Annotated in this window: 13 protein-coding genes; 8 read left to right on the forward strand and 5 right to left on the reverse strand. The window is 65.3% G+C overall.

Features of this window, described 5'->3' with window-relative positions:
* Window positions 1-32: 32 nt before the first annotated feature.
* Both ABIB49_RS11650 and ABIB49_RS11655 read left to right on the forward strand, forming a co-directional pair.
* Complete coding sequence (locus ABIB49_RS11650; protein ID WP_354157077.1) at window positions 33-1742, forward strand: ABC transporter family substrate-binding protein; 1710 nt, start codon at window positions 33-35, stop codon at window positions 1740-1742.
* A gap of 138 nt (window positions 1743-1880) precedes the next feature.
* Window positions 1881-2939: a Gfo/Idh/MocA family protein gene (locus ABIB49_RS11655; RefSeq protein ID WP_354157078.1), complete on the forward strand. Its 1059-nt coding sequence runs from the start codon at window positions 1881-1883 to the stop codon at window positions 2937-2939.
* A 56-nt stretch (window positions 2940-2995) separates the two neighbouring features.
* On the opposite strand, the gene ald is transcribed toward ABIB49_RS11655, so the two are convergent.
* The gene (ald, locus tag ABIB49_RS11660) at window positions 2996-4114 is read right to left on the reverse strand and encodes an alanine dehydrogenase (RefSeq protein WP_226775663.1); all 1119 of its coding nucleotides are present in this window, start codon (window positions 4112-4114) and stop codon (window positions 2996-2998) included.
* Between the two features lie 256 nt (window positions 4115-4370).
* Here ald and ABIB49_RS11665 point away from each other — a divergent pair, with 256 nt between their 5' ends.
* A complete protein-coding gene (locus ABIB49_RS11665) occupies window positions 4371-5591 on the forward strand; it encodes a PucR family transcriptional regulator (RefSeq protein WP_354157079.1) in 1221 nt (406 codons plus the stop codon).
* 11 nt (window positions 5592-5602) lie between these two features.
* On the opposite strand, the gene ABIB49_RS11670 is transcribed toward ABIB49_RS11665, so the two are convergent.
* The 3 genes from ABIB49_RS11670 to ptsP form a co-directional block, all read right to left on the reverse strand.
* Window positions 5603-5878 (reverse strand): hypothetical protein, encoded by a 276-nt coding sequence (locus tag ABIB49_RS11670; protein WP_354157080.1) that lies wholly within the window; start codon window positions 5876-5878, stop codon window positions 5603-5605.
* A gap of 74 nt (window positions 5879-5952) precedes the next feature.
* Window positions 5953-6375, reverse strand: coding sequence for a helix-turn-helix domain-containing protein (locus ABIB49_RS11675; RefSeq protein ID WP_354157081.1), 423 nt, complete (start codon window positions 6373-6375; stop codon window positions 5953-5955).
* 56 nt (window positions 6376-6431) lie between these two features.
* Window positions 6432-8117 carry a phosphoenolpyruvate--protein phosphotransferase gene (ptsP, locus tag ABIB49_RS11680; protein WP_283481036.1) on the reverse strand — a complete coding sequence of 562 codons (1686 nt, stop codon included), beginning with the start codon at window positions 8115-8117 and terminating at the stop codon, window positions 6432-6434.
* A 160-nt stretch (window positions 8118-8277) separates the two neighbouring features.
* On the opposite strand from ptsP, the gene ABIB49_RS11685 reads away from it, so the two are divergent.
* The 5 genes from ABIB49_RS11685 to ABIB49_RS11705 all read left to right on the forward strand — a co-directional run bounded on the left by ABIB49_RS11685 (window position 8278) and on the right by ABIB49_RS11705 (window position 14156).
* The gene (locus ABIB49_RS11685; RefSeq protein ID WP_226775824.1) at window positions 8278-9006 is read left to right on the forward strand and encodes a TetR/AcrR family transcriptional regulator; all 729 of its coding nucleotides are present in this window, start codon (window positions 8278-8280) and stop codon (window positions 9004-9006) included.
* Window positions 9007-9062: 56 nt separating this feature from the next.
* Window positions 9063-11051: a PTS mannitol transporter subunit IICBA gene (locus ABIB49_RS11690; protein WP_354157082.1), complete on the forward strand. Its 1989-nt coding sequence runs from the start codon at window positions 9063-9065 to the stop codon at window positions 11049-11051.
* Window positions 11051-12211, forward strand: coding sequence for a mannitol-1-phosphate 5-dehydrogenase (locus ABIB49_RS11695; protein ID WP_253031752.1), 1161 nt, complete (start codon window positions 11051-11053; stop codon window positions 12209-12211). Before ABIB49_RS11690 ends, ABIB49_RS11695 begins: the two co-directional genes overlap by 1 nt.
* A 207-nt stretch (window positions 12212-12418) precedes the next feature.
* Window positions 12419-12889: a MarR family winged helix-turn-helix transcriptional regulator gene (locus ABIB49_RS11700; RefSeq protein ID WP_253031753.1), complete on the forward strand. Its 471-nt coding sequence runs from the start codon at window positions 12419-12421 to the stop codon at window positions 12887-12889.
* 40 nt (window positions 12890-12929) lie between these two features.
* Complete coding sequence (locus tag ABIB49_RS11705) at window positions 12930-14156, forward strand: MFS transporter (RefSeq protein WP_354157083.1); 1227 nt, start codon at window positions 12930-12932, stop codon at window positions 14154-14156.
* A 109-nt stretch (window positions 14157-14265) separates the two neighbouring features.
* Here the strand turns inward: ABIB49_RS11705 and ABIB49_RS11710 are convergent, their stop codons facing one another.
* Window positions 14266-15717 carry a sugar porter family MFS transporter gene (locus tag ABIB49_RS11710; protein WP_354157084.1) on the reverse strand — a complete coding sequence of 484 codons (1452 nt, stop codon included), beginning with the start codon at window positions 15715-15717 and terminating at the stop codon, window positions 14266-14268.
* Window positions 15718-15827 lie beyond the last annotated feature (110 nt).

Here is a 15827-nt window from a genome sequence, read left to right on the forward strand (position 1 = left end):
AGAACTCGCACCAAATGAATGAAGGGGAACACATGAAGAATCTGACCAAGATCGGCGGCATTACCGCCGTCGTCGCAGCGCTTGCGCTGACCGCTTGCGGCGGGGGCGGTGCCGCCAAGGGCCCGGACGCAGCCAAAGGCCAGGAATCGGGAAGTGACCTGGCCAAATTGGTCAGCATCAATGCCAAGGATGCCAAGGACCTGCAGCCGGGTGGCACGGTCACCCTGCCGCTGGGCAACATCGGCCCGGACTTCAACGGCTTCTCCAACAACGGCAACAGCGCGGACAACACCGCCCTGCACCGCCCGATCGACGAGGCCGGCACGTGGGGTTGCTGGAACTTTGACTTCGACGGCACCGCCACGCCGAACAAGAACTTCTGCGAAGACGTCAAGAGTGAGGTCAAGGACGGCAAGCAGACCATCACCATCAAGGTCAACGAAAAGGCCAGCTACAACGACGGCACCCCCATCGACGTAAAGACCTTCGAGAACACCTGGAACATGCTCAAGGGCGAAAACAAGGACATCGACGTCGTCAGCTCCGGCGCCTACGAGTTCGTGGACTCCGTCAAGGCCGGTTCCAGCCCCAAGGAAGTCGTTGTTACCACCACCCAGCCGGTGTACCCGCTGGATGCGCTCTTCACCGGTTTTGTCCACCCGGCTGTGAACACCCCGGCACTCTTCAACGAGGGCTTCACCGGGGAGATGCACCCGGAATGGATGGCCGGGCCGTTCAAGCTGGACCAGTACGACAGCGCCGCCAAGACGGTCACGCTCGCCCAGAACGACAAGTGGTGGGGCACCAAGCCGGTCCTGGACAAAGTCGTCTTCCGCCAGCTTGAGACCAGCGCCCAGATTGCCGCCTTCAAGAACGGCGAAATCGACGGTGTCTCCGCAAATACCGTCACCCCGTACAAGCAGCTCGACGGTACCAAGGACTCCGAGGTCCGCCGCGGCCAGCGCCTCTTCGCCGGCGGCTTGAACCTGAACGCGCAGAAGGCGCCGATGACCGACGTCGCGATCCGCAAGGCGATCTTCACCGCCGTTGACCGCGAAGCCCTCCGTAAGGTCCGCTTTAATGGCCTGAACTGGGAAGAGGAAAGCTCAGGATCGATGATGCTGCTGCCGTTCTCCAAGTACTACCAGGACAACTACCCCGTCAAGGAAACCGGCCCTGACGCCGCCAAGAAGGTCCTGACCGACGCCGGCTACACTGCCAACGCAGCGGGTGTGATGGAAAAGGACGGCGTCCCCGCCGCCTTCAAGATCAGCAACTTCGGTGATGACCCCACCACCTTGGCCTTCGCACAGACCCTGCAGAAGCAGCTTAAGGACGGCGGCATGGATGTCGGCATCGACCAGCGCGCTTCGGCCGACTTCGGCAAGGTCCTGGGCAGCCGCGACTTCTATATGAGCGTCTCCGGCTACACCGTCGGCGCGGATACGACCGACGCCGTCAAGCAGTTCTACGATTCCAAAACGAACGAAAATGAACTCGGCGACGCTGAACTGGACGCCGAGATCAAGAAGCTCTCCTCCATTGAAGACAACGCCGAGCGCAACAAGGCGGCCATGGAGGTTGAAAAGAAGCACATGGAGAAATACTTCTCCATGGGTGTTGTGATGAACGGGCCGCAGATCTCCTTCGTGCGCACCGGCCTGGCCAACTACGGCCCGTCCCTGTTCAAGAGCCTGTCCCAGGTTCCGGACTGGACCACCCTCGGCTGGGAAAAGAAGTAACCCCACCTCCCCTGCAGACGCTCCCTCACCTTTAGCAGCTTTTTGGGCGACGCTCCCTCACCTTTAGAGGGAGCGTCGCCTGAATTTCTGCGAAATCTGAGGGAGCGTCGGGTGAGTGGGCAAAGGTAACGTGGAGCCATGTCCACCGACTCGACAGGTCCTATCCGCACCGCCGTTGCCGGCTTCGGCCTCTCCGGCAGTATCTTCCACGCACCGCTGCTCGCGGCAGACCCGGCCTTCTCCGTCGCTGTGATCGCCACCTCCGACGCCGGCAGGCAGTCCGCTGCCGCCACCCGGTACCCCGGCGCCCGGATCGTCGACACCCCGGCGGACATCCTTGGGCTGGCCGGCGAACTGGACCTGCTGGTCCTGGGCACCCCGCCGGCCACCCATTATCCGCTCGCGAGGGCCGCACTGGAAGCCGGGCTCGACGTCGTCGTGGACAAACCCTTTACGGTGCGCAGCGCCGAAGGCCGGGAGCTTATCCAGCTGGCCGCGCGACTGGGACGGGTGCTCACCGTTTTCCAAAACCGGCGCTGGGACGGCGACTACCTGACCGTCCGCGGCCTGCTGGACAGTGCTGCCCTCGGAACGGTGACGCGGTTCGAATCCCGCTTCGAACGCTGGTCCCCGCTCGTGTCGAAAGCCTGGAAAGCGGCCGCGACGGCGGACGAGGGCGGAGGGGTGCTGTTCGACTTGGGCACGCACCTGCTGGACCAAGCCGTGCAGTTGTTCGGTCCCGCCGAGGTCACCCACGCCGAACTGGCGGCGCGGCGGCCAGCGGAGAAGACCGACGATGATGTGTTCCTCGCCCTGCAGCACGAATCCGGGGTGACGAGCCACCTGTGGATGAATATGCTCTGCGCCCAGCAGGGGCCACGTTTCCGGATCCTGGGCAGTGGCGGCGGCTTCACCAAACACGGAGTGGACCCGCAGGAGCCGTTTATTGTGGCCGGCGGCAGACCGCTGGACCCGGACTACGGCGTTGAGGACCGGGACTGGGCCGGGCTGTTCGGGCGGGACGGCCACGTGGATCGGCTGCCCACCAAGCGTGGCGCCTACCCGGAGTTTTACCGGATCCTGGCGGCGAAGATCAACGACGGCGGGGCCGCCTCCGTGCTGCCCCTCCCCGTGGATCCGGCGGGGCCGGTTGAGGTGCTGCGGCTGATCGAGCAGGCCCGGGCGCTGGCGGATTAAACGGACAACGGCAGCCATCCACGGGAAGGATGGCTGCCGTTGTCCGGAAGCGGATGCTACGCGGAGACCAGCTGGTGCCAGTCGGTGACGAGGGGCAGGTTGTGCGCCTCGGAGACCGAGCGGTGCGCCACCTTGCCGCCTGCGATGTTCAGGCCGGCGGCAAGGGCGCCGTCGCGCTCAAACGCGGCCTTGACGCCCAGGTTGGCAAGCGAGACGGCGTAGCGCAGGGTGACGTTGGTCAGCGCGTACGTGGACGTGTTCGGGACGGCGCCGGGCATGTTGGCGACGCAGTAGAAGATGGTGTTGTGCACCTTGTACGTCGGTTCCTGGTGCGTGGTGGGGTGCGTGTCCTCGAAGCAGCCGCCCTGGTCCACCGCGATGTCGACCAGCACGGAGCCGGGCTTCATCCGGGAGACGAGCTCGTTGGTGACCAGCTTGGGGGCCTTGGCGCCCGGGATCAGCACCGAGCCGATCACGAGGTCGGCGTCGACGACGGACTTCTCAATCTCGTAGGCGTTGGAGGCCACGGTCTTCAGGCGGCCCTGGTACTGGGCGTCCAGTTCACGCAAGCGGTTGATGTTGATATCCAGGATGGTGACGTCGGCGCCGAGGCCCAGGGCCATCGCGGCGGCATTGGTGCCGGCAACACCGGCGCCCAAGACAACAACCTTGGCCGGGCGGACGCCCGGAACGCCGCCGAGCAGCACACCCTTGCCGCCGGCCGGTGCCATCAGCGAAGTGGCGCCCACCTGGACGGACAGGCGGCCGGCAACCTCGGACATCGGGGCGAGCAGCGGCAGCGTGCGGCCCTCCTGGACGGTCTCATAGGCGATGGCGGTGACGCCGGTGTTGATGAGTTCCTGGGTCAGCTCGGGCTCGGCCGCGAGGTGCAGGTAGGTGAAGAGGATCAGGTCCTTGCGGAAACGGTGATATTCAGCCTTGACCGGTTCCTTCACCTTCATGACCATGTCCGCGCGGGCCCAGACGTCATCGGCGTCGGCGACGATCTCGGCACCGGCGATCGCGTATTCCTCGTCCGTGATGCCCGAGCCCAGGCCTGCGCCGCGTTCCACCAGGACCGAATGGCCGTGGGTGCGGAACTCGTGGACGCCGGCAGCGGTAATGGCGACGCGGAATTCGTTGTTTTTGATTTCTTTCGGGACACCGATGATCATGTGTGGGCTCCAGTGCTGGGGGCCTTATGGGCCCGGGTGAATGCGGGGAAGTAGTACTTCCAGAATAAATCCCGCTGTGAGGCAAGCGACAGGAGCCGTCGGGCAGCAGCGGCGGCTGCCCCCGGGAATCCGGGTCTTTTCAATTTGGCGGCTGGACATTTGTCGAACGGCAAAGCGTCAGGTGTCGCCTGCTGTCCGTTGGCACGGGTGGTCCCCGGGTTCTCCGGAGGCGAGGTGCCGGCAGTAGTCTGGCAGGATGCAGCAGCAGGATGTCGAACAGCTCGTGGAGCATGTGGCACTGAAACTGGGCCGCGGCCTCTCACTCGAGGATCTGGACGGCCTGCTGCTTGCCTACAGCTCCAACCAGTCCCACGCTGACCGGGTCCGGGTGAACTTCCTGCTCAGCAAACGCGTCCCGCTGGACGTCAGTGCCTGGCAGCTCTCGCACGGGATCGCGACGGCGGTGCGCCCTGTGGTGGTCGCGGCCAACGAAGAGCTCGGCATGCTGGGCCGTGTCTGCGTGCCCCTCCTGGTGCGGGGCTTCCGGGTTGGCTACCTCTGGGTCCAGCTGGACTCGGCGGAGCCGAACGCGGTGTCGGTTCTTGGCCAGCTGCCGGATGTGGCCCGTGAGCTGGAGGAGCTCTCGGCGCTGCTGTTGGACTCCAATACCGCCGAATCCGAGTTCCGCCGCCGCCGCGAACAGGAGTTCCTGGCCGCCTGCCGGGGCGAGTCCAACGCCGTCGCGGCAGTGGCGGGCTGGAAGGAAGTACAGGGCCGTGGCCCCTGGCAACTCGTGACGGTGCTTGACGCTGACGGCTGGGCGGAAGGCTCGGATCCGATCGCCGCCACGCTGATTCACCGCTCAGCTGCCCTGCAGGCCACTATCGGTGTGGATTCGGCCCTGTTCAGCGCCGGCACCGAGACCCACGCCGTTGTGTTGTTCAGGGCATCAACCGGCCGGGCAGACCACGCCCAGGTGCTGGTCCACTACCAGTTGGAGCTGGCCAAACGAGCGGGCCGGCCGGTGCACAGGATTATCCTGGGGACTTCCGAGAGCTTCGCGCGGCCTCGCGAACTCGCTGACGCATACCGCCAGTCCCGGCAGGCCGCGCAGGCGGCGTCGGTGGATCCCCAACTGGGTGAGCTCGTGGACTGCCGAGCCACCGGCATTTACCAGCTGCTGGCCTCTGCCGGCGGAGGAGCGGGGGCGTGGGCGGACGCGGGCTCGGTCTACTTCCGGCTCCTGGAAGACCATGACCGGAACCATGAGCTGCTGCCGGTGCTGGAACTCTTTTATGACAATGACGGTTCAGTCCAGGGCGTCGCGGACAAGCTCCACCTGCACCGTAGCAGCATCTATAACCGGCTCGGCCGGATTCGGCAGCTGCTCGGTGTCGACCCGCTCAAGGGGATGGTGCGGCTGGAACTGCACTCGGCACTCAAGGCCCGTCGCTGGGCCGGCCGCCCCAGGATCTAGCCGGCGGAGTCCTAGCTGCCGCGGCCCTCGCGTTCGGGCCGCTCGGCCTCAGCCGGATGCTTCGATTCGGGGCCGGGACCACCGTCGACGGCAGCAGCTGATGCCCGCGCGGCCCTGCCCCTGCGGCGGGAGATCCGGCTGTCCATCCACATGGAAACGGCGACAAACGCCACGCAGCTGGCCATAAAGTCGGCCGTGTAGTTCAGTCCCATGGCGTTTCCGAGGATGCCGGTAAGCACCATGGCGGCAATGCCAGCCACAATGTGCCACCCTCTGAACTTAGCCACAATCCAAGCGTAACCCCGGTGTTATCCGCGTTTCCGCGCGGAGGCGGGATCGTTGTTTGATCCTTATCACCGCGTCACGAACCTTCCGAGGCGTCGTCACGTCCGTGGTGCGCAACGCCGTCGGCGGTACTGTTCTTCTTCTGCTTGTCCAACCAGGCCATAATGTCGGCGAGCCGGATCCGCCGGTGCGTGCCGCGGTACTCCACCGGGATTTCGCCGCGGTCCGTCAAGTTCCGCAGGTAGGTGTGCGAGATCCCGGCCAGCTCGGCTGCCCGGGACGTGGTCAGCATTTCCGCCACGCTGCCCACCGTGACGGCTTCGCCCCGGCTGAAGCGCGCCAGTAAGTCCACAACGGCGTCCCGCGCCTGATCCGGCAGCCGGTGCACGGTGCCGTCAACAAAGACCGTAATGTCGTCGCTGCCGTTGAGGGCGTACCGGAGTTTCTGCGCGTCCTCAACGAGAAGGGGGGCGGCCACCCGGGGGGCAATCAGTGTCATGGACTGCATCCTAGCGCCCCGGGCCGGCCCTGCCTTGCCTTAGCCCTGCTGCGGCGCTACAGCCCCAGCTCTTCCAGGACGGGCAGCTTCGCCCGGACCCAGGCCCGGGCCTCGGTGGCGCTCGGCGCGGAGAGGGCAAGTTTGGCGAGTTCCTGTGCCTCGGCCAGCGTGACAGTCTTCAGCACCGCAGCCACTGCTGCCAGGGACCGGGCCGTCATGGACAAGGTCGAGACGCCCAGCCCGGTCAGGACGACGGCGAGGGCAGGGTCCGCTGCGGCCTCGCCGCAAACGCCGACCGGCTTGCGGTGGCCCTCCGCGACGGAACCTTCAACGGTTAGGCCCACCAGTCGAAGCACGGCAGGCTGCCAGGGTGTGTTGAGCCCTGCGAGCGGCCCCAGCTGGCGGTCGGCTGCCATCGCGTACTGCGTGAGGTCGTTGGTCCCCAGGCTCGCGAAGGCCACCTCGCGAAGGATGGCCTCGGCGGTGAGCGCCGCGGACGGGACTTCGACCATGACCCCGGGGGTTTTGATTCCGGCCTCGGCGCACAGGGTGGCGAAGCGGGCGGCCTCCTCGGCGGTCGAAATCATCGGCGCCATGACCCACACGTCCGCCTCGGATTCCTGTTCGGCCCTGGCAATGGCCTGCAACTGCCGTTCCAGTACACCCGGTGTGGTGAAATCGGTGCGGTAGCCGCGGACACCGAGGGCAGGGTTCGGTTCGGTGGCGTCGGTAAGGAAAGGCAGCGGCTTGTCAGCGCCGGCGTCGAGGGTTCGGAGCACAACCTTCTTGCCGGGGAAAGCAGCAAAGACGCCCTGGTACGCGGCGGCCTGTTCGTCAACGGTGGGTTCGGTGTCGCGTTCCAGGAAGCAAAACTCGGTCCGGAACAGTCCCACACCCTGGGCATTGAGCTTCGCGGCGGCCACGGCATCCTTGGCCCCGCCGACGTTGGCGAGCAGCGGCACCAGGTGGCCGTCCGCCGTCGCGCCCGTTCCGTCGAAGTCCGCCAGCAGCGACGCGGTGGCAGCCCAGTGTTCGGCGGCGGCCCGCTGGGAGTCGTCCGGGTCCACGGTGATCAGGCCGGCGGCGCCGTCCACGTAGACCTCGGTGCCGTCCGAAATCCGGTCGACGCCGGCGGCTGCAACGATGGCGGGCAGGCCCAGCGAGCGGGCGATGATCGCCGTGTGGGACTGCGGCCCGCCGCCGGCCGTGAGCAGGGCCAGAATCTTATCCGGATCCAGGGTCGCGGTGTCCGCCGGGGCGAGGTCTTCGGCGATCAGGATAAACGGGGTGGGGGAGTTTGGGATGCCCGGGGCGGGGACGCCGCGCAGCTCGGCGACGATGCGGGCGCGGACGTCCAGGACGTCAGTGGCGCGTTCGGCCATGTAGCCGCCCAGGTTATGCAGCATTTCGGAGACGGAAGCACCGGCTTCCCAGATGGCCCGTTGGCCGGAGGTGCCGCGGCCGATCAGCTTGGCGGCGGATTTCAGAAGCATGGTGTCCGTCGCCATCAGTGCTGTTGCCTCCAGGACTGCCTTCCCGTCGCCGCTGACGGTCTCGGCGCGGGCCTTCAGCACATCGTGCACGGCCCTAGCGGCAGTCTTCAGGGCCGCTGTCGCCTCCTCGGCCGTGACCCCGGCCGGGAGCTGCTCCCCGGCGGGTGGTTCGCTGACTGGTTTGGGCATTTGGCGAACGGGTCCGATGATGCGGCCGGGGCTGACGCCTACTCCTGGGAAGTTCTGCACTGAAGGTCCTCATTCTCTGACGGCAGCCGTGCCCGTCGGAACACCTGCGGGCCGGGGCAGCAGCTGCCTAGCGCTGTTGTTGCTGCCGTAAATCTGCGTTCTTGAAAAGTGTATGTGATGCACTTCATATAGCGTTGCTATAGATGCTAGGCTAGCGCGTATGAGTGTGAATGGCGAGTTGCCGCCGAAGACGCGGCTGCTGCAGGCGGCCGCCGAATTGCTCGCCACGTCGGCTGGCGGATCGATCTCGACGCGCCAGATCACGCAGGCTGCACGCGTGACTGCACCGACGCTGTATCACCACTTCGGTGACAAAGAAGGGCTCTTTGACGCCGTTATTACGGAGGGTTTCAGAGCCTATGTTGCGGGCGAACGTGATTTCGCCCCGTCCGGACAGCCGATGGAGGATATCCGGCGCATGTGGGACAACCATGTGCACTTTGGGCTCGCTAACCCCGAGCTCTACCTGGTGATGTTCGGCAACATCCGCCCGGAAAGCCGTCCCGCGGTCATCGCTGATGCCGAGGCGCTGATGGAGGAGCTGCTCACCACTGCCGCTGTGATGGGTCACCTGAACGTTCCCCCGCGGGAGGCTGCCAGAAGCATTCTGGCCGCAACCGTGGGGGTTACGCTGATGCTGATCTCCGAGCGTGCTGCCGACCGAAACCTTGAGCTGTCCGCGATGACGCGGGATGCCATGGTCTTTGCCGTGTCCACGGACAAGGCCAAGGCCTCCGGGCCCGGTTCCTCCGGGGAGTCCTCCGTGGTGGTGGCTGCGATCGCCCTGAACGCGGCACTCCAGTCCTCGGATCCGGCGCAGCTCTCCAGCTCAGAACTCAAGCTCTTCCTCGAATGGCTCCACCGGATCTCCACCAGCGCCAAAGGCTGATCCGCGCCACATTCACCCATCCTGCGCTGTCGCAGGAGTGACGTTTAGGAAACCACATGGCAACAGATACAGTTGCAAAAACCCGCACCAGCGCACGCGTGCACGTGCAGAAATTCGGGACATTCCTGTCCGGGATGATTATGCCCAATATCGGTGCGTTCATTGCGTGGGGCATCATCACGGCCCTCTTCATTGAGAAGGGCTGGCTTCCCGTGCCGGCGTTGGGTGGCTTCGGCACCAACGCCGACGGGGACCCGAATGTGGGCCTCGTTGGCCCGATGATCACCTATCTGCTGCCCCTGCTGATTGGATACACCGGCGGAAAGATGGTCTACGACGTCCGCGGCGGCGTTGTTGGCGCCATCGGCACCATGGGGGTGATTGTCGGCGCCGGCATCCCGATGTTCATCGGCGCCATGATCATGGGCCCGCTTGGCGGCTGGACCATAAAAAAGATCGACGCCCTCTGGGACGGCAAGATCCGCCCCGGTTTTGAAATGCTGGTGAATAACTTCGCCGCCGGCATCTGGGGCGCCCTGCTGGCCCTGCTGGGCTTCTACGGCATTTCACCGCTGGTGTCCGCCTTCAGCGCCGGTGCCGGGAACGTTGTGCAGTTCCTCGTCAACAACGGACTCCTGCCGCTGACCAGCATCTTTATCGAACCGGCCAAGGTGCTCTTTTTGAACAACGCCATCAACCACGGCGTGCTCACTCCGCTGGGCGTCCAGCAGTCCCTGGAGCAGGGCAAATCCATCCTGTTCCTGCTCGAAGCTAATCCCGGCCCGGGCCTGGGCATCCTGCTGGCCTACATGTTCTTCGGCCGGGGCCTCGCCAAGGGGTCGGCACCGGGCGCTGCGATCATCCACTTCTTCGGCGGCATCCACGAAATCTACTTCCCGTACGTCCTGATGCGTCCGCTGCTGATCCTTGCCGCGATCGCCGGCGGCATGACGGGAATTGCCACCCTTGCCGTGACCAACGCCGGTCTTGTGGCGCCGGCGGCTCCGGGGTCCATCATTGCCGTCCTCGCCCAGACCAGCCGGGACAGCTACTTCGGCGTGATCCTTTCGGTCCTGTTGGCAGCAGCCGTCTCCTTCCTGGTCGCAGCGGTCATCCTCAAAACGGGCAAAGTCTCTGACGAGGACGAACTGGCCGAAGCAACGTCGCGGATGGAAGAAATGAAGGGTAAAAAGAGCTCTGTTTCCGCCGCGCTGATCGGCGGCGGCGGGGTGGCGGTGATGGCAGGTCCAATCCAAAGCATTGTGTTCGCCTGCGACGCCGGCATGGGCTCCAGCGCCATGGGTGCTTCGGTGCTGCGCAACAAAATCAGGGCGGCCGGCTTCCCGGACGTCAAGGTCACCAACTCCGCCATTGCCAACCTCACGGACAGCTACGACGTAGTTATCACCCACCAGGACCTCACCGAACGGGCCAGGCCGCTGACGGGCAAAGCGCTGCACTACTCTGTCGACAACTTTATGAGCAGCCCGCGGTATGACGAAGTGGTGGAACTCGTCTCGCACAGCAACACCGCCGGGGCCCCGGAGGGGGCGCCGGCAACGGGTGGTGCGCACGCCGCGACGGCTCCGGAAGGCGGATCCGACGGCGGCACCGCCGGCATCCTGGTGGCCGAGAGCGTCCTGCTCAGCGGCACCGCAACTACGCGGGACCAGGCGATCGACGAGGCCGGCAAGCTCCTGCTGGACCGCGGCGCCGTCGACGCCGGTTACTTGGATGCCATGCACGAGCGCGAGGAATCCGTCTCGACGTACATGGGCAGCTTCCTGGCCATACCGCACGGTACCAACGCCGCCAAGGACCACATCATCAAGTCGGCGGTCTCCGTGATCCGCTACCCCGAGGGCATCGACTGGAACGGCAAGGAAGTGAAGTTCGTCGTCGGCGTCGCCGGAATCAACAACGAGCACCTGCACATCCTGTCCTCGATCGCCAAGGTCTTTACCAACAAGGCCCAGGTGGCACAGCTTGAGGCTGCCACCACTGTCGAGGAAATCCTGGACCTGTTCGGAAAGGTTAATTCATAGTGAAGGCTGTTCATTTCGGAGCCGGAAACATCGGGCGCGGCTTTGTGGGTTTGCTGCTGCACGAGGCGGGGTACGAGGTGGTGTTCGCGGACGTTGCGGAGGACCTCATCACCGACCTCGCGGCAGCCGACAGCTACCGGGTCCACGAGGTCGGCGAACACCCCACCGTCCGCACCGTGGAGAATTTCCGCGCGCTGAACTCCACCCGCCAGGAGGCGGAGGTCATCGCGGAAATTTCGACGGCGGACGTGGTCACCACGGCGGTGGGGCCGCATATTCTCAAGTTCGTGGCTCCGGTGATCGCCAAGGGGATCGCCGCGCGGGCAGCCGGCCTCGCTCCGCTGCAGGTGATGGCGTGCGAGAACGCGATCAACGCAACCGACATTTTGAAGTCCGAGGTCTCTGCCCGGTGGGACGGCGCCGCCGGTTCGCTCGATGACAAGCTCGATGAAAAGGCAGTGTTCGCGAACACGGCCGTGGACCGGATCGTACCCAACCAGGCGGCAGGGCAGGGCCTCGACGTCACTGTCGAGACGTTCTACGAATGGGTTATTGACCGGACCCCGTTTGCCGGCAAGGAGCCGGAAATTCCGGGTGCGACCTTCGTGGATGAACTGGAGCCCTACATCGAGCGGAAACTGTTCACCGTGAACACCGGGCACGCCGCGGCGGCGTACTTCGGTTTCCAGGGCGGCCTGGAAAAGATTTCCGAGGCCATGGCCGATCAGGACGTCGCCGCCGACGTGCGTGCCGTCCTGGATGAAACCAAAGAGCTCCTTGTGGCCAAGCATGGCTTCAACCGGGATGAGCAGGAGAGCTACGTCCAAAAGATCCTGGGCCGGTTTTCCAACCCGCACCTGCCGGACACTGTGAACCGCGTGGGCCGGGCGCCGTTGCGCAAGCTCAGCCGGCACGAGCGCTTCATCGGTCCGGCGGCGGAGCTGGCCGAGCGCGGGATCGTCCCGGAGGCACTGCTCGGCGCCATCGCAGCAGCCCTGCGCTTCAACGACCCGGCCGACGCCGAAGCCGTGGAGCTGGGGCAGATCCTGGCGTCTTTGGGCGCCGATGAGGCAACGGCGAAAATCACCGGACTAGACCCGGAGCACCCGCTGTTCCAGGCGGTCTCGGCCCTGGTCGCGGAGGCCAAAGCCGCCGGCTAAGGCGTTTGATTCGTTCGACGCAGCACCGCCGACGCCGGAACTCAGCCGAGTTCCGGCGTCGTGGCGTTTAAGCCCACGCCAGCCGTGACCCGCGGTGCGCTATCACAGTGGGTCCTTATCCGAGGGCTCCGGCGGGCACCACCGGAAGGGTCAAGGCGCGGCGGACGAGTTGACTATTAGGGTGCCTAACAGTTAGGCTACCTAATTATGAACGATAGCCAAACGACGACATCCGCCTTGGTCCGCCTCGCCCAGGACTTTCGCGAGGCACTGCGGCACAGTGTCTACCTGGTTCGCCGGCTGGACTCCGGCGGTGAGCTTAGTGCCGCCCAGCTCAGCACCCTCAAAATGTTGCTGGAGGGCCCGGCTCCTGCTGAAAACACCGGGGCCAGGGTTGGCGAAATTGCGCGGAACCTCGGCGTCAAGGTGCCCAGTGCGACCGAACAGATCATCAAGCTCGAACGCGCCGGCCTGGCCCGCCGCGAGCCGGACCCTGACGACTCCCGGGCAGTCCGGGTGCGGCTCACCCCGGCAGGACGCGCCGCCGTCGACTCCGGGGATCACCGCCGGAACACGGCCATGGCCGGAATCCTCGCCTCGCTTTCCGACGCCGACCGCGCTGCCCTTGCCGCCGCGCTGCCAGTTATCGGCAAGATTAACGCGATGCTTCAGGACTGACTTTCAACCCGATTTCCCGACATTTTTTAGGAGCAACCCCATGCACGGCCAGCCCGCTGACACCCTGCCGGTAGCGGAAGATACCCTCAAAGCCGAAAAGGCCTCATTACTCAAACAGCCCAAGGCGGTATGGGCGACAGCCCTTGCCGCCGTGTTCGCCTTTATGGGTATCGGCCTGGTGGATCCCATCCTGCCGGCGATCGCCAAAAACCTCGATGCCTCGCAAAGCGAAGTCTCCCTGCTTTTCACCAGCTACTTCCTTGTCACGGCCGTCGCGATGCTGATTACCGGCTTCGTCTCGTCCCGCATCGGCGGGAAGCGCACACTGCTGATTGGGCTCGCCGTGATCGTTGTTTTCGCGTCGTTGTCCGGTACTTCGGAAAGCGTCGGGGAGCTCATTGGCTTCCGGGCCGGCTGGGGACTGGGCAATGCCTTGTTCGTAGCCACGGCCCTGGCGGTTATTGTTGGGGTCGCCAGCGGCGGCGCCGGTACGGCGATTATCCTCTACGAAGCGGCCCTGGGCCTGGGTATTTCGCTCGGCCCGCTGCTCGGGGCACTTCTTGGCGGCTGGCAGTGGCGGGCGCCGTTCTTTGGTACGGCCGTGCTGATGGCCGCCGCGTTCATCGCCCTGCTGGCCTTGTTGCCCAAGACCGCGCTGCCGGCGCGGAAAGTCAGGCTTCGGGATCCGCTGCTGGCTCTTGGCCACAAGGGCCTGCGGACGACGGCGGCGAGCGGCTTGTTCTACAACTACGGCTTTTTCACCGTCCTTGCTTTCACGCCGTTTATCCTCGGGATGGACGCTTATGGGATCGGCGGGGTTTTCTTCGGTTGGGGCGTCGCCGTCGCTGTTTTCTCGGTTTTCGCGGCTCCCGTGCTGCAGAACCGCTTCGGGGCCGTCCGGGTCCTCACCGGCACGCTCGCCTTGTTGCTGCTGGACCTGGTGGGTTTGGGGCTGGCCGCCGGCCACTCGGTGTCCGCCGTCGTGGTACTTGTGGTGATCTCCGGCGCACTGCTGGGCATCAACAACACCATCTACACCGAACTGGCGATGGGGGTATCGGATTCGCCCCGGCCGGTCGCGTCCGCGGGCTACAACTTCGTCCGTTGGATGGGCGGCGCCCTGGCGCCGTTCGCGGCTGCCCAGCTCGGCGAGAACTTCGGGCCTCAGGTGCCGTTCTTCGCTGCTGCAGTGGCCATGGCAGCGGCGATTGCCGTAGTCCTTGGCGGCCGCAACTATTTGACGGCGCACGAACCGCACGCCATTTAACCGCCCACCCGGCCTTCCGCCGGGAGACAGAAGACGCCCATGTTCCCCAGGAACATGGGCGTCTTGCTGCCGTCCGGGGCAGATCTGCCCGGCCCGCGCGATCTGCGGCTCAGGCCTTTCCGGCCGCCTTCGCCGAGCCCTTCGGAACAAAAAGGGTCTCGGCGTGCTCCAAGGACATGCCGTTGGTCTCCGGGACCTTGAACTTCACGAAGAAGAACGACGCCGCGGCGAAGATCGCGTACATGGCGTAGGTCAGGGGCAGCGAGGCTGCCGCCATGACCGGAAAGCTCAGGGTGATGGCAAAGTTGGCTATCCACTGGGCGGCCGCGGCGAGGCCCAGGGCGCGGGCGCGGATCCGGGACGGGAAGATTTCCCCCAGCAGTACCCAGACCAGCGGGCCCCAGGAGGCACCGAAGCTGATCACAAAAACGTTGGCGGCAACCAGGGCGGCGGGCCCCCAGGCGCCCGGCAGCGAAATGGCGTCTCCGGTTCCGGTGGCGGAACCGAAGGCCAGGGCCATGGTGCCCAGCGAGGCCGCCATCCCGATGGAACCCGCAAGCATAATGGGCCGCCGGCCGATCCGGTCCACCAGGGCGATCGCCACGAGCGTCACCAGGATGTTCGTGACCGCGGTGGCCACGGAGATGGTCAGGGAGTCCTTTTCCTGGAAACCAACGGCCTTCCACAGGGTCGTGGAGTAGTAGAAGATGACGTTGATGCCGACGAATTGCTGCAGTACGGACAGAATGATGCCAATCCACACCACGGGCTGCAGCCCGAAGGCCTTGCCGCGCAGGGAGCCCTTCTGGCCCGCGATCTGGTCCTCCTCGACGGATTTTTTGATGTCCCGCAGCTGGCGGTCAGTGTCTTCGCTCGGGGCGATGGAGCGGAAGATCCTGAGGGCTTCTTCCTCCTTCCCCTGAACCACCAGGAACCGCGGCGACTCGGGCAGGGTGAAAGCGATCCAGCCGTAGACTACGGCGGGCACGGCGGCCGCGAGGAACATCCAGCGCCAGGCCTCGATGCCGAACCAGAGGATTTCAGCGGCGCCGCCGGCAAAGTTCGCGAACAGTGCGTCCGAGAGCAAAGCAGCGAAGATACCCGTGGTGATGGCGAGTTGCTGCAGTGAAGCCAGCCTGCCGCGGACGTGGCGCGGGGAGATTTCGGAAATGTACGCCGGGGCGATCACCGAAGCCAGGCCGATGCCCAGGCCGCCGACCAGCCGCCAGAAGATGAGGTCCCACACGCTGAAGGCGAAACCGGTCCCGATCGCGCTGACCAGGAATAGCAGCGCACCGAGCTTCATGGCGGGGATGCGCCCGTAGCGGTCGGCGATCTTGCCGGCCAGGTAAGCACCGGCGGCACAGCCCAGAAGCGCCACGGCCACCGCGAAGCCGGTCACGGCCTCGCTGAGGGCAAACTCGTTCTTGATGGCGTCGACGGCGCCGTTGACCACGGAGGAATCGAAACCGAAGAGGAATCCGCCCACGGCCCCCGCGACTGCCAGCCAAATAACCCGCTGGGGGATCTTGGCTGGGGTCTGTTCTGCGCTGCTTGTCATCCTGGCTCCCTCGGCTTTTTTACGTTCCACGGACTGCGCCGCAACTTCCCAGTCTTACACCGGACGCAGTGGAGCGCCTGTCACAAGGCCAGAAAGTGAGAGCAAACTTA

Source organism: Arthrobacter sp. UYCu512, from assembly GCF_040547075.1.
GTDB lineage: Bacteria > Actinomycetota > Actinomycetes > Actinomycetales > Micrococcaceae > Arthrobacter.

What these genes read in the sequence shown, in the direction of transcription:
- ABIB49_RS11655 (WP_354157078.1), top strand. Translation starts at nt 1,881, where the DNA reads ATGTCCACCGACTCGACAGGTCCTATCCGCACCGCCGTTGCCGGCTTC.
- ABIB49_RS11685 (WP_226775824.1), top strand. Translation starts at nt 8,278, where the DNA reads ATGAGTGTGAATGGCGAGTTGCCGCCGAAGACGCGGCTGCTGCAGGCG.
- ABIB49_RS11705 (WP_354157083.1), top strand. Translation starts at nt 12,930, where the DNA reads ATGCACGGCCAGCCCGCTGACACCCTGCCGGTAGCGGAAGATACCCTC.
- ABIB49_RS11690 (WP_354157082.1), top strand. Translation starts at nt 9,063, where the DNA reads ATGGCAACAGATACAGTTGCAAAAACCCGCACCAGCGCACGCGTGCAC.
- ald (WP_226775663.1), bottom strand. Translation starts at nt 4,114, where the DNA reads ATGATCATCGGTGTCCCGAAAGAAATCAAAAACAACGAATTCCGCGTC.
- ABIB49_RS11650 (WP_354157077.1), top strand. Translation starts at nt 33, where the DNA reads ATGAAGAATCTGACCAAGATCGGCGGCATTACCGCCGTCGTCGCAGCG.
- ABIB49_RS11700 (WP_253031753.1), top strand. Translation starts at nt 12,419, where the DNA reads ATGAACGATAGCCAAACGACGACATCCGCCTTGGTCCGCCTCGCCCAG.
- ABIB49_RS11710 (WP_354157084.1), bottom strand. Translation starts at nt 15,717, where the DNA reads ATGACAAGCAGCGCAGAACAGACCCCAGCCAAGATCCCCCAGCGGGTT.
- ABIB49_RS11665 (WP_354157079.1), top strand. Translation starts at nt 4,371, where the DNA reads ATGCAGCAGCAGGATGTCGAACAGCTCGTGGAGCATGTGGCACTGAAA.
- ABIB49_RS11675 (WP_354157081.1), bottom strand. Translation starts at nt 6,375, where the DNA reads ATGACACTGATTGCCCCCCGGGTGGCCGCCCCCCTTCTCGTTGAGGAC.